The organism is Stutzerimonas marianensis (assembly GCF_022810315.1).
Classification (GTDB): Bacteria; Pseudomonadota; Gammaproteobacteria; order Pseudomonadales; family Pseudomonadaceae; genus Stutzerimonas; species Stutzerimonas marianensis.
The window spans coordinates 176,168-188,538 of sequence record NZ_JALGRD010000001.1 but is presented as its reverse complement, the minus strand read 5'-3'; the positions used below and the strand labels follow the sequence as shown (position 1 = coordinate 188,538).

Genomic DNA, 12,371 nt, shown 5'->3' with positions numbered 1-12,371 from the left:
TATTACAAGGAACGCCCATGAGCGCCACTGCTGCTTCCGTTACCCGCCATGACTGGTCTCTTGCCGAGGTCAAGGCGCTCTTCGAACAACCCTTCAACGACCTGCTGTTCCAGGCGCAGACCGTGCATCGCCAGCACTTCGACGCCAACCGTGTGCAGGTCTCGACCTTGCTGTCGATCAAGACCGGTGCCTGTCCCGAAGATTGCAAATATTGCCCGCAGTCCGGCCACTACAACACCGGTCTGGACAAAGAAAAGCTGATGGAAGTGCAGAAGGTGCTGGAAGCGGCGGCCGAGGCCAAGGCTATCGGTTCGACGCGCTTCTGCATGGGCGCAGCCTGGAAACACCCGTCGGCCAAGGACATGCCCTATGTGCTGAAGATGGTCGAGGGCGTCAAGGCCATGGGGCTGGAAACCTGCATGACCCTCGGCAAGCTGGACCGCGAGCAGACCCAGGCGCTCGCCGCGGCGGGCCTGGATTACTACAACCACAACCTGGATACCTCGCCGGAGTTCTACGGCAACATCATCACCACCCGGACCTACGCCGACCGCCTGGAAACGCTGAGCTACGTGCGCGATGCCGGGATGAAGATCTGCTCGGGCGGTATCCTCGGCATGGGCGAATCGCTGGACGACCGCGCCGGCCTGCTGATCCAGCTGGCCAACCTGCCCGAGCACCCCGAGTCGGTGCCGATCAACATGCTGGTCAAGGTCAAGGGCACCCCGTTGGCCGACGAGCAGGACGTCGATCCGTTCGACTTCATCCGCATGCTCGCCGTGGCGCGGATCATGATGCCCAAGTCCCACGTGCGCCTGTCGGCCGGACGCGAGCAGATGAACGAGCAGATGCAGGCTCTGGCCTTCTTCGCCGGCGCCAACTCGATCTTCTACGGCGAGAAGTTGCTGACCACCGGTAACCCGCAGGCAGACAAGGACATGCTGCTGTTCAAGCGTCTGGGCATCCAGCCCGAGGCGCGCGAAGAGCACGACGATGAGGTGCACCAGGCGGCGATCGAGCAGGCGCTGGTCGAACAGCGCGATTCGAAGCTGTTCGTAAACGCTGCCGTGTAAATACGGAGCTGAAAGCCAGAAGCCGGAAGCTTGAAGCGATTCGGTGCAGCTTTTGGCTTCTGGCTCCCCGCTTCGAGCTCGTCTATGCCTTTCGATCTTCAATCCCGCCTCGCCGCGCGCCACGCCGACCATCTTTATCGCCAGCGGCCGCTGCTCGAGGCGCCGCAGGGCCCGGCGGTGGTCGTCGACGGTAAGCCGCTGCTGCAGTTCTGCTCCAACGACTACCTCGGCCTGGCCAATCATCCCGAGGTGATTGCGGCGATGCAGCAGGGCGCCGCGAACTGGGGCGTGGGCGGGGGCGCCTCTCATCTGGTGATCGGTCACAGCACACCGCATCACCAGTTGGAGGAGGCGCTTGCCGAGTTCACCGGCCGGCCGCGTGCGCTGCTGTTCTCCACCGGCTACATGGCCAATCTGGCGGCGGTGACCGCGTTGGCCGGGCAGGGCGACACGGTGCTGGAAGATCGCCTCAATCATGCCTCCCTGCTCGATGCCGGTCTGCTCAGTGGTGCGCGCTTCTCTCGCTATTTGCATAACGACGCGACCAGCCTCGCCAAGCGACTGGAGAAGGCCAGCGGCAACACCCTGGTGGTCACCGATGGCGTGTTCAGCATGGACGGCGACCTCGCCGACCTGCCGGCGCTCTGCGCCGAGGCGAAGCGGCACGGCGCCTGGGTGATGGTCGACGATGCCCACGGCTTCGGCCCGCTCGGGGCGAACGGTGGCGGTATCGTCGAACATTTCGGCCTTGGGATCGATGAGGTGCCGGTGCTGGTCGGGACACTCGGCAAGGCCTTCGGTACCGCGGGTGCCTTCGTCGCCGGCAGCGAGGAATTGATCGAAACGCTGATCCAGTTCGCCCGGCCGTACATTTACACCACCAGCCAACCGCCAGCGGTGGCCTGCGCCACGTTGAAGAGCCTGCAGCTGTTGCGTCGCGAAAACTGGCGGCGCGAGCATCTGGCCGCATTGATTGCCCGCTTCCGCCAGGGTGCCGTCGACATCGGCCTGACGCTGGTGGACAGCCCCACCCCCATCCAGCCGATCCTGGTCGGGAGCAGTGCGCGCGCCATGAAACTGTCCGCTGCGCTGCGTGAGCGGGGCTGTCTGGTCGGTGCGATTCGCCCGCCGACCGTGCCGGCCGGTACCGCTCGGCTGCGCGTCACCTTCAGTGCGTCGCACACCGAGGCGCAGGTGGAACAACTGCTGGATATCCTGGCCGAATGCTGGAATCGAATGGCCGAGGAGCCTGAAGCGGATGCGTGATCAGCTGATTTTGCTGCCTGGATGGGCGTTCGGCCCGGCGGCGTTGCAGCCTCTGTGCGAGGCGTTGGCCGAGCAGGCGCCAGAACTCACGGTGGCGGTCGAAGCGTTGCCGGAGCTGGCCGATGCCGGTGCCTGGCTGGATGCGCTGGATGCGCGCCTGCCCACCGACAGCTGGCTTGCAGGCTGGTCGCTCGGCGGCATGCTGGCGACCCAGCTCGCGGCGCGGCGTCTCGACACCTGCCGTGGCCTCGTCACCCTGGCCAGTAACCCGTGCTTTCGCGCCCGCGCTCAATGGCCCGAGGCGATGGACGCCGAGATATTCGACACCTTTCACGAAGCCTTCCGGCTCGACCCGCAAGAAACGCTCAAGCGGTTCCGCATGCTCTGCAGCCGCGGCGGATACGATCCTCGAACACTGGCGCGGCAACTTCAGGTCAGCCAGGCGCAGTCATCCGTCGAGGTGCTGGATGCGGGCCTGCAACTGCTGGCGCAGTTGGACGGACGCGACGCATTGCACGGCTATTTCGGCCCTCAATTGCATCTTTTCGGCGGCCAGGATGCGCTGGTGCCCGTCAGCACCTGCGAGGCTGTACGACGCTGGATGCCGGGCGCCCGAGCAGAGCTGATAGACGGTGCCAGCCACGCCTTCCCATTGGAGCGCGCCGATGAAGTGGCGACAGCGATCCTGGCGATCATGAGGAGCGCGGAGGCATGATCGAACCGCTCGACGCCCCGTCGGCCTTGCCTGACAAGCGCCAGGTAGCCGCTTCGTTTTCCCGGGCGGCCGGCAGTTACGACGCGGTCGCAGACCTGCAGCGACGGGTCGGCGACGCGCTGCTTCGGCGTTTGCCGGATGACCTGCTTACGCAACGTTGGGTCGATCTGGGCAGCGGCACCGGACATTTCTCGCGCCTGCTGGCGAATCGTTTCCCGGCAGGCGAGGGCTGGGCCATGGACATCGCCGAAGGCATGCTGCGGCACGCCCGGCCGTTGGGCGGCGCGCAGCATTTCGTCGTTGGCGACGCCGAATGCCTGCCGTTGCGTGATGCCTCGGCGGACCTGATCTTTTCCAGCCTGGCGCTGCAGTGGTGCGGCGATTTTCAGGCGGTGCTGCGCGAGGCTGGCCGGGTGCTGCGTCCCGGAGGCGTACTGGCGTTCAGCAGCCTGTGCAGCGGCACCCTGCAGGAGCTGCGCGACAGCTGGCAGGCTGTCGACGGTTTTGCGCACGTCAACCGCTTTCGTTCGCTGGACGAGTACCGACAGCGCTGCGGAGCCAGCGGTTTGCGGCTCGAGCAGCTAGAGGTCGTACCCGAGGTGCTCCACTTTGCCGAGCTGCGTGCGCTGACCCATGAACTCAAGGCGCTGGGCGCGCACAACCTCAATCCCGGCCGTCCCGACGGGCTCACTGGACGTGCGCGTGCGCGCGCGCTGGTCGAGGCGTACGAGCGCTTGCGTACGCCCCGCGGGTTACCGGCCACCTACCAGGTCGTTTACGGCGTGTTGCGCAGGGATTTCTGATGGCACGGGCATTTTTCATTACCGGAACCGACACCGAGGTCGGCAAGACGACCATCGCCGCTGGCCTGCTGCACGCGGCCCGGCTCGCCGGCCTCAGCACTGCGGCGGTCAAACCGGTGGCGTCCGGGTGCGACGTCACGGCCGAAGGTTTGCGCAACAGCGATGCGCTGGCGCTGCTCGGCGAATGCACGCTGCCGTTGCGTTATGAAGAGGTCAACCCGTTGGCTTTCGAGCCGGCGATCGCGCCGCACCTCGCCGCGCGCGAAGTGGGCAGCGAGCTGACTGTCACAGCGCTGGCATCGCCGGTTCGGCGAGTGCTGGCATCGGGCGCCGCGTTCACGGTGGTGGAGGGGGCGGGGGGCTGGCGCGTCCCGCTGGCTGGCCGCGAGACCCTGGCGGACCTGGCGATAAACCTGAAGCTGCCTGTGATTCTGGTGGTCGGGGTGCGCCTGGGCTGCATCAACCATGCGCTGCTCAGCGCCGAAGCCATCGAGCGTGACGGCCTGGTGTTGGCTGGCTGGGTAGCCAACATCGTCGATCCGGCAACCTCTCGCCTGCAGGAAAACCTCGCCACACTGGCCGAGCGGCTGTCGGCGCCATGCCTCGGCCAGGTCCCGCGGCTACAGAATGCAAGCCCGGCCGAAGTGGCGCGTTATCTGGATCTCGCCCCGCTCAGGGTTTGAATACGGCACGCATGCATCGCTCGGTCTTGTGCTTGAACAGTCGATAGCCTTCGGGCGACTGCTCGAGATCCATCGGGTGCGTCAGTAGGTAGGACGGGTCCAGCTCGCCCTCGAGAATGTGCTGGAAGATGCGCTCGGCATAACGCTGCCCCGGCTGCTGTCCGGAGCGCAACGTCAGAGCCTTGTTGACGATCGCGCCCATCGGAAACTTGTCCATCAGGCCGCCGTATACACCGAGTACCGATACCGTTCCGGCCTTGCGGCAGGAATGAATGGCCTGGCGTAGCGCGACGCCCCGCTCGGTATGCAATCGCAGCTGCTGCTTGGCCTTGTCGTAGACCTCCTCGATGCCGGTGCCGTGGGCTTCCATGCCCACGGCATCGATGCAGCGATCCGGCCCGCGGCCGCCGGTGAGTTCGAGCAACGCCTCGTGAACATCGGTGGTCTCGTAATTGAGTGGAATGGCCCCGGCCATTCGTTCGGCCAGCGTGAGCCGGTCGCTGAAGCGGTCAATGGCGATGACACGCTCGGCTCCCATCAAATAGGCGCTGCGAATGGCCATCTGACCGACCCCGCCGCAGCCCCACACCGCTACGGTGTCGCCTGGCTGGATGTCGGCCTGATCCGCACCGAAATAGCCTGTCGGTACGGCATCCGAAACGAATACGGCCTGCTCGTCGCTGATGCCGTCGGGGACCTTGAACAGGTTGACCTCGGCGTAGGGCACACGAATATAGGTCGCGTGGCTGCCGGCGTAGCCACCGAAGGCGTGGCTGTAGCCGAAGATGCCCGAGCAGGTATAGCCATACGCCAGCTCGGTTTCCGGACTGTTGGGGTTCGAATTGTCGCAGCAGTTGAAGTTGCTCGCCTGGCAGTGGCTGCACTCGCCACAGCCGATGATGGAGATGGCGATGACGCGGTCGCCCCGGCTGAAACGGGTCACGGCAGCACCGGTCTCCACGACTTCGCCGAAAAATTCGTGCCCGAGGATGTCGCCGGGGTGCATCGTTGGCACGTAGCCATCCACCAGGTGCAGGTCGGAGCCACACACCGACGACATGATCACCTTGAGGATCACGTCCTTGGGGTTGACGATCTCCGGATCCGGCACGGTATCGACTTGCAGCCTGTTCGGGCCTTGCCAGGTCAGTGCGCGCATTATCGTGCCTCCCCTGTAGCGGCCATGCCGGTGTGCTTGTCGGCCGGATCGCGATTCATCTGGCCAGTCGAGATTTCACCGGTTTCCATGAGTTGCTTGAAACGGCGTAGGTCCTGCTCGGCCTTGAAGCCACTGATCTTGCTGACACCCCGAGCGAGCGCATAGCCCAGCTGCCCTCCGGGGACCTCGTGGGCAATGACCGCTTGAATCTCCGTACCGCTGCCATTGGGCGCATCGCGGAACGACACCCAGCCCAGATTGCGGACCGGTGCGTCGACTTCCGAAAGCCAGGCCAGGCGCTCCCCGGGGATGTCTTCGGTCACGTAGGTGTCCCACTCGAGCGTCTTGTCGGTCATCGGGACCCTCGCAACCCAGTGGGCATGATGATCGTCCCGGGCCTCGACGCGCTCGACGAAGTCCATGAAGGTCGGCATGTTGTTGAAGTCGCGCCAGTAGCGATAAACCTCGTCGCGTGGCCGGTTCACCGTGATGCTTTTGGATAACGCGCGGGCACGTCCCCACTGCTGTTCGTTGGCGAGCTGGCTTTCGTAGGGCGAGGGCGACAGGGCCTGTTTAGCGCTGCATCGGCCGGATCCGCCTCGGGCGATGGCCATGCCCCCAGCCGCCAGTTCCAGAAGGCCCCACACCCCTCCATTACGCAGGCCGCGCGCGATGAGCCAGCCACCGACGAGGCCGGACGCCAGGCGTTCGACTCCTCGGAGATTGGGGAGGTCGGTCTGCTCTGGTGACGTGTGCAACGAGATTAGCGGCGACGGTGAGGACGGCATGGCGTTTCTCCGGGGAAGGTCCGATGAACAGCTGACTCCGGTCGACCCCGTGCATTCCTTTGTTCCGATGAACGTGTACATCACGTTCGGTAATAAAAGGAAGCTGGTTATAACGACGCATTGCTGGCGCCATGATGGCGTCTCTGCTTCAATGATGGCCATCTGGTTTCGCAGGTGTCGGCCATGCAAATCGACAGCATTCTTTCTTCCGGTCTTGGCGCCTTTCAGGCCGGGCAGCAGCGCATCGACCAGGCCGCAGGGGCAGTGGCCGGCGCGAGCCTGCCTGCAGCCGATACCTCCCAAGCGGTTGCCGAAACGGTCGAGCTGACCGAGCAGTTGGTGCAGATGAAGGTCGGCGAACACCAGGCGAAGGCCGGCGTTCGCCTGTTGCAGACAGCCGACGAAGTGCTGGGCACCCTGATCAACACCAAGGCTTGATCAACCCCCAACCCTGATCCCTCCAATCTCCTCCGCCCCGGCTGGCCTGCTGGTCGTATGGTCCTGTCCGATCCCGCCTATTCTTAATCTGGTCCACCGCCGCGTTCGCCGACGAACGGCGGCAGGGTCGCTGCTTGACATCGATCAGGCCTAAACGTATGTTTCAAACGCCTGTTTGACCTGCCGGGCGTGCCGGAAGGGTCCATACCAATTCCTAGCGTGGCTGATTCGCCAGCCACCTGAATCCACCGCTGAGGTCTACGCTATGCCTGACTACAAGGCCCCCTTGCGCGATATCCGCTTCGTACGTGACGAATTGCTTGGCTACGAGGCGCACTATCAGAGCCTTCCGGGTTGTGAAGACGCCACCCCGGACATGGTCAATGCCATCCTCGAAGAAGGCGCGAAGTTCTGTGAGCAGGTGATTGCTCCGCTCAATCGCGTAGGTGACACCGAAGGCTGTACCTGGAGCGAGAACGGCGTGAAGACGCCGACCGGCTTCAAGGAGGCCTACCAGCAGTTCGTCGAAGGCGGTTGGCCGAGCCTGGCGCATGACGTCGAGCACGGCGGCCAGGGTCTGCCGGAGTCGCTGGGCATGGCCATCAGCGAAATGATCGGCGAGGCGAACTGGTCCTGGGGCATGTACCCCGGCCTGTCCCATGGGGCGATGAACACCCTGCATGCGCATGGCACGCCTGAGCAGCAGCAGACCTACCTGACCAAGCTGGTTTCCGGTGAGTGGACCGGCACCATGTGCCTGACCGAACCGCATTGCGGTACCGACCTCGGCATGCTGCGCACCAAGGCCGAGCCCCAGGCCGATGGCAGCTACAAGGTCTCGGGAACCAAGATCTTCATTTCAGCTGGCGAACACGACATGGCCGATAACATCGTCCATATCGTCCTGGCCCGCCTTCCCGATGCGCCGGAAGGTACCAAGGGTATTTCCCTGTTTATCGTGCCGAAGTTCCTGCCCAACGCCGAAGGTGGTGTGGGTGAGCGCAATGGTGTGACCTGCGGGTCCATCGAGCACAAGATGGGCATCCACGGCAACGCGACCTGCGTGATGAACTTCGACGGCGCCACCGGCTTCCTGATCGGCCCGCCGAACAAGGGGCTGAACTGCATGTTCACCTTCATGAATACCGCCCGCCTGGGTACCGCACTGCAGGGCCTGGCGCACGCCGAGATCGGCTTCCAGGGCGGTATCCGCTATGCGCGTGAGCGCCTGCAGATGCGCTCGCTGACCGGCCCGAAGGCGCCGGAGAAGGCGGCCGACCCGATCATCGTGCACCCTGACGTGCGCCGCATGCTGCTGACCATGAAGGCGTTCGCCGAGGGCAACCGCGCGATGCTGTACTTCGCGGCCAAGCAGGTCGACATTGTTCAGCGCAGCCAGGATGAAGAGCAGCGCAAGGCGGCTGATGCGATGTTGGCCTTCCTGACTCCGATCGCCAAGGCCTTCATGACCGAGGTTGGCTTCGAAGCGGCCAACCACGGTGTGCAGATCTACGGTGGCCACGGCTTTATCGCCGAGTGGGGCATGGAGCAGAACGTGCGTGACAGCCGCATCTCCTGCCTCTACGAAGGTACGACCGGTATCCAGGCGCTCGACCTGCTCGGTCGTAAGGTGCTGATGACCCAGGGCGAGTCGCTCAAGGGCTTCACCAAGGTCGTGCACAAGTTCTGCCAGGCCAACGAGGGCAACGAGGCGATCAAGGGGTTCGTCGAGCCACTGGCCAAGCTGAACAAGGAGTGGGGCGACGTCACCATGAAGGTCGGTATGGCCGCGATGAAGAACCGCGAGGAAGTGGGTGCCGCTTCGGTCGACTACCTGATGTACTGCGGCTACGCCTGCCTGGCCTATTTCTGGGCCGACATGGCGCGCCTGGCGAGCGAGAAGATCGCCGCGGGCGAGGACGCCGACGGCTTCTACGCCGCCAAGGTACAAACCGCACGCTTCTACTTCCAGCGCATCCTGCCGCGTACGCGCACCCATGTAGAAGCCATGCTGTCGGGTGCCGATAACCTGATGGATATGGACGAAGCTCACTTCGAGCTGGCCTACTAAGGTCCATCGCAAGAGAAGAAACCGCTGCACGTTGCAGCGGTTTTTTTTTTGCGTAACCGTCATGCTCAGATCACCCTTTCGTGCGAAGACGTATGTACCGCAGGCCAAGTGCAGGCACAATGCCTGCTCTGTATCCTGCGGCTGTTTACCGGAGCCTTCGTGCCTCGTCTGAACCCTGCACGCTTGAGCCATTTCTATGCGCCCTTGGCCTTGCTGGTCGGCGGGCTGGTGGCTGCGCGCCAGACGAGCCTGAACGAGTTCTTCACCTCCCTGTTCAACGTCTTGCCGACCGTCCTGCTATTGCTTGGCGGTGCGTTCTGCCTCGCCTATGCGCGAATCCGCGAAGTATTCCTTCTGGTCGTCGTCTACCTCGTCTATTTTCTGCTCGACACACAGGTCGACCATTACCGCCTGACCGGTGCGCTGCTACCGACCGCGGCGTTGACCTTTCACCTGTGTAGCCTGCTGTTGCCAGCGTTGTACGGGCTGTTTGCCTTGTGGCAGGAGCGCACGCATCTGTTGCAGGATGGCTTGGCGCGGCTGGCGGTGCTGTTCGCCGTGGCGGTGTCGACCGTCGCGCTGGCGCGGCGCTTTCCCGATTCGATGCTGGACTGGCTCACTGAGGTCCGCTGGCCGGCCTTGCAGGCGGACTGGTTGCAGCTCATTCAACTCGCCTACCCGATATTCTTGCTGGTCCTGTCGGGGTTGATCGTTCAGTACGCGCGCCGGCCGCGTCCGGTACACGCCGCGCACGGCGTTGCGCTGATCGGGCTGCTGCTGATGCTGCCCCAGGTATTCAGTCGGCCGGGTGCGCTCAATATCCTGGCCAGCTTGATGATGCTTGCGCTGGTCATCGCCATTGCGCAGGAGGCCTATCAGATGGCCTTCAGGGACGAGCTGACCGGGCTGCCCGGCCGCCGAGCCTTGAACGAGCGCCTTCAACGCCTCGGACGGCAATATGTGATCGCCATGGTCGATGTGGATCGCTTCAAGGCCTTCAACGATACACATGGCCATGACGTAGGCGATGAGGTCTTGCGCCTGGTGGCGAGCCGGCTGCGCAAAGTGGGTGGCGGCGGGCGGGCTTATCGTTACGGGGGAGAGGAATTCGCGCTGGTGTTCCCAGGGCGCGACCTCGAGCATTGCCTGCCTTATCTGGAGGCGGTGCGGGAAGCGGTAGCGGGCTACCCACTGCAACTGCGCGACCGATCGAGCCGGCCGAAGGATCCCGCGCAGGGCCGGCAACGGCGTGGTGAAAACGCAACCCAGGCGGTTTCGGTAACCGTCAGCATTGGTGTCGCGGAACGTCTGCCCACGCAACGCAACCCGGAAGAGGTCATCAAGCAGGCCGATCAGGCGCTCTACAACGCAAAGGGCGCCGGGCGGAACTGCGTCCGCTGTCATGGCGAGAACCGCCGCGGTGCCGTGCGCACGACCAAGCGCCCTGCTGCCGACAGCTAGCGCTTATGGCCGCGCATTCAGCGGCTGCAATGTCATTGGCGCACTCGTCTTCCGGGCAGTAGCGTGGAACGGTATCCACGGACGTCCCGGAGAAATGACATGCCCGAGTACAAGGCACCCCTGCGCGACATGCGCTTCCTGATCGACGAAGTCTTCGATTTCACCAATAGCTACGCCACGATCGGAGCGGACGATGCCACGCCGGACATGGTCAATGCCATTCTCGAGGAGGGCGCCAAGTTCTGCGAGCAGGTGCTGGCGCCGCTCAATCGTAGCGGCGACGAAGAGGGATGCCACTACGAAGACACCGTGGTTACCACGCCCAAGGGTTTCAAGGAAGCCTTCGCCCAGTACGCCGAAGGGGGCTGGATGGGCCTGGCGTCGGATCCGGCCTACGGTGGGCAGGGTCTGCCGCACTCGCTCGGGCTGGTCATCGGCGAGATGGTCGGCTCGGCCAATACTTCGTTCGGCATGTACCCAGGCCTGACCCACGGCGCCATGGCGGCAATCAGCGCACATGGCAGCGAAGCGCAGAAGCAGACCTACCTGACCAGGATGACCGAAGGCCGCTGGACCGGCACCATGTGCCTGACCGAGCCGCACTGCGGCACCGACCTCGGCATCATCAAAACCCGCGCCGTGCCGCAGGCCGACGGCAGCTACGCTGTCAGCGGCACCAAGATTTTCATCTCCGCCGGCGAGCACGACCTGAGCGAGAACATCGTCCACCTGGTGTTGGCCAAACTGCCCGACGCGCCCGCCGGCACCAAGGGCATCTCGCTGTTCATCGTGCCGAAGTTCCTGCCGGCCGGCGACGGCATCGGTGAGCGCAATGGCGTCAGCTGCGGCTCGATCGAGCACAAGATGGGCATCAAGGCGTCGGCGACCTGCGTGATGAACTTCGACGAGGCCAAGGGCTTTCTCATCGGCGAGGTGAACAAGGGGCTGAACTGCATGTTCACCATGATGAATCACGCCCGCCTGGGCACCGGCATGCAGGGCCTGTGTAACGGCGAGGCCAGCTATCAGGGCGCGGTCAAGTACGCCAACGAACGCTTGCAGATGCGCTCGCTCACCGGCGTCAAGGCGCCGGACAAGCCCGCCGACCCGATCATCGTTCACCCCGACGTGCGGCGCATGCTCCTGACGATGAAGGCCTTCAACGAAGGCAATCGCGCGTTGGCCTATTTCACCGCGCAGTTGCTCGATCAGTTGCATAGCCCGGATGAAAGTAAGCGACAGGAGGCCGAGGGGTTGCTCGCTTTCCTCACACCGATCTGCAAGGCCTTCATGACCGAGACCGGCGTCGAGGTCACCAACCACGGCATGCAGGTCTTCGGTGGGCATGGCTACATCCGCGAGTGGGGCATGGAGCAGCTGGTGCGTGACGCACGCATCGCGCCGATCTACGAAGGAACCAACGGCATCCAGGCGCTCGACCTGCTCGGGCGCAAGGTCCTTGGCAGCCAGGGCAAGCTGATGCTGGCGTTCACCAAGCAGGTGCACCGGTTCTGCGAGGCGAACACGGGACATGCCGACTTCGCCTCGCAGATCGCTGAGCTGGCGCGGCTGAACAAGCAGCTGGGCGAGGTGACCGCACGCATTGGCATGGCTGCGATGAAGAACCCGGATGAAGTCGGCGCCGCGGCGCTCGACTACCTGATGTACTGCGGCTATTTCATCCTTGGCTATCTCTGGTTGCGCATGGCCATGATTGCTCGGGAAAAGATTGAACAGGGCGCCAGTGAGCGGGGCTTCTACGAAGCCAAGCTGGCCACCTGCGACTTCTACTTCAAGCGCCTGCTACCGCGCACGGCCGCGCACCTGGCCGCCATCGAGGCAGGCAGCGAAAGCCTGATGAAGCTTCCGGCCGAGCATTTCAGTGCCTGATCCGCGAGCGTCGTGAGCGCGGCC

The 12,371-nt window shown here is 64.1% G+C and carries 11 protein-coding genes; 9 read left to right on the top strand and 2 right to left on the bottom strand.

What is annotated here, in order from left to right:
• The first annotated feature begins 17 nt into the window (after positions 1 to 17).
• The 5 genes from bioB to bioD all read left to right on the top strand — a co-directional run bounded on the left by bioB (position 18) and on the right by bioD (position 4,540).
• Complete coding sequence (gene bioB, locus MST27_RS00840) at positions 18 to 1,073, top strand: biotin synthase BioB (protein WP_243604112.1); 1,056 nt, start codon at positions 18 to 20, stop codon at positions 1,071 to 1,073.
• Positions 1,074 to 1,157: 84 nt separating this feature from the next.
• A complete protein-coding gene (bioF, locus tag MST27_RS00835) occupies positions 1,158 to 2,339 on the top strand; it encodes an 8-amino-7-oxononanoate synthase (RefSeq protein ID WP_243604111.1) in 1,182 nt (393 codons plus the stop codon).
• Positions 2,332 to 3,054, top strand: a complete 723-nt coding sequence (locus MST27_RS00830; RefSeq protein WP_243604110.1) for an alpha/beta fold hydrolase — start codon at positions 2,332 to 2,334, stop codon at positions 3,052 to 3,054. The genes bioF and MST27_RS00830 overlap by 8 nt, the downstream gene beginning before the upstream one ends.
• The gene (gene bioC, locus MST27_RS00825; RefSeq protein ID WP_243604109.1) at positions 3,051 to 3,857 is read left to right on the top strand and encodes a malonyl-ACP O-methyltransferase BioC; all 807 of its coding nucleotides are present in this window, start codon (positions 3,051 to 3,053) and stop codon (positions 3,855 to 3,857) included. The genes MST27_RS00830 and bioC overlap by 4 nt, the downstream gene beginning before the upstream one ends.
• Positions 3,857 to 4,540 carry a dethiobiotin synthase gene (gene bioD / locus MST27_RS00820; protein ID WP_243604108.1) on the top strand — a complete coding sequence of 228 codons (684 nt, stop codon included), beginning with the start codon at positions 3,857 to 3,859 and terminating at the stop codon, positions 4,538 to 4,540. The genes bioC and bioD overlap by 1 nt, the downstream gene beginning before the upstream one ends.
• Here the strand turns inward: bioD and MST27_RS00815 are convergent.
• Positions 4,530 to 5,699: a zinc-dependent alcohol dehydrogenase gene (locus MST27_RS00815; protein ID WP_243604107.1), complete on the bottom strand. Its 1,170-nt coding sequence runs from the start codon at positions 5,697 to 5,699 to the stop codon at positions 4,530 to 4,532. The two genes, bioD and MST27_RS00815, sit on opposite strands and share 11 nt — an antisense overlap.
• Entirely contained in the window at positions 5,699 to 6,487 is a 789-nt protein-coding gene (locus MST27_RS00810; protein WP_243604106.1) for an SRPBCC family protein, read from the bottom strand. The genes MST27_RS00815 and MST27_RS00810 overlap by 1 nt, the downstream gene beginning before the upstream one ends.
• A 183-nt stretch (positions 6,488 to 6,670) precedes the next feature.
• On the opposite strand from MST27_RS00810, the gene MST27_RS00805 reads away from it, so the two are divergent.
• From MST27_RS00805 to MST27_RS00790, 4 genes are all read left to right on the top strand, one after another.
• Positions 6,671 to 6,925, top strand: coding sequence for a hypothetical protein (locus MST27_RS00805; RefSeq protein ID WP_243604105.1), 255 nt, complete (start codon positions 6,671 to 6,673; stop codon positions 6,923 to 6,925).
• A 265-nt stretch (positions 6,926 to 7,190) separates the two neighbouring features.
• Complete coding sequence (locus MST27_RS00800; RefSeq protein WP_243604104.1) at positions 7,191 to 8,996, top strand: phenylacyl-CoA dehydrogenase; 1,806 nt, start codon at positions 7,191 to 7,193, stop codon at positions 8,994 to 8,996.
• A 159-nt stretch (positions 8,997 to 9,155) separates the two neighbouring features.
• A complete protein-coding gene (locus MST27_RS00795) occupies positions 9,156 to 10,457 on the top strand; it encodes a GGDEF domain-containing protein (RefSeq protein WP_243604103.1) in 1,302 nt (433 codons plus the stop codon).
• A 99-nt stretch (positions 10,458 to 10,556) separates the two neighbouring features.
• Entirely contained in the window at positions 10,557 to 12,347 is a 1,791-nt protein-coding gene (locus tag MST27_RS00790) for an acyl-CoA dehydrogenase C-terminal domain-containing protein (RefSeq protein WP_243604102.1), read from the top strand.
• Positions 12,348 to 12,371: the final 24 nt, after the last annotated feature.

What these genes read in the sequence shown, in the direction of transcription:
- bioB (WP_243604112.1), top strand. Translation starts at nt 18, where the DNA reads ATGAGCGCCACTGCTGCTTCCGTTACCCGCCATGACTGGTCTCTTGCC.
- bioF (WP_243604111.1), top strand. Translation starts at nt 1,158, where the DNA reads ATGCCTTTCGATCTTCAATCCCGCCTCGCCGCGCGCCACGCCGACCAT.
- MST27_RS00830 (WP_243604110.1), top strand. Translation starts at nt 2,332, where the DNA reads ATGCGTGATCAGCTGATTTTGCTGCCTGGATGGGCGTTCGGCCCGGCG.
- bioC (WP_243604109.1), top strand. Translation starts at nt 3,051, where the DNA reads ATGATCGAACCGCTCGACGCCCCGTCGGCCTTGCCTGACAAGCGCCAG.
- bioD (WP_243604108.1), top strand. Translation starts at nt 3,857, where the DNA reads ATGGCACGGGCATTTTTCATTACCGGAACCGACACCGAGGTCGGCAAG.
- MST27_RS00815 (WP_243604107.1), bottom strand. Translation starts at nt 5,699, where the DNA reads ATGCGCGCACTGACCTGGCAAGGCCCGAACAGGCTGCAAGTCGATACC.
- MST27_RS00810 (WP_243604106.1), bottom strand. Translation starts at nt 6,487, where the DNA reads ATGCCGTCCTCACCGTCGCCGCTAATCTCGTTGCACACGTCACCAGAG.
- MST27_RS00805 (WP_243604105.1), top strand. Translation starts at nt 6,671, where the DNA reads ATGCAAATCGACAGCATTCTTTCTTCCGGTCTTGGCGCCTTTCAGGCC.
- MST27_RS00800 (WP_243604104.1), top strand. Translation starts at nt 7,191, where the DNA reads ATGCCTGACTACAAGGCCCCCTTGCGCGATATCCGCTTCGTACGTGAC.
- MST27_RS00790 (WP_243604102.1), top strand. Translation starts at nt 10,557, where the DNA reads ATGCCCGAGTACAAGGCACCCCTGCGCGACATGCGCTTCCTGATCGAC.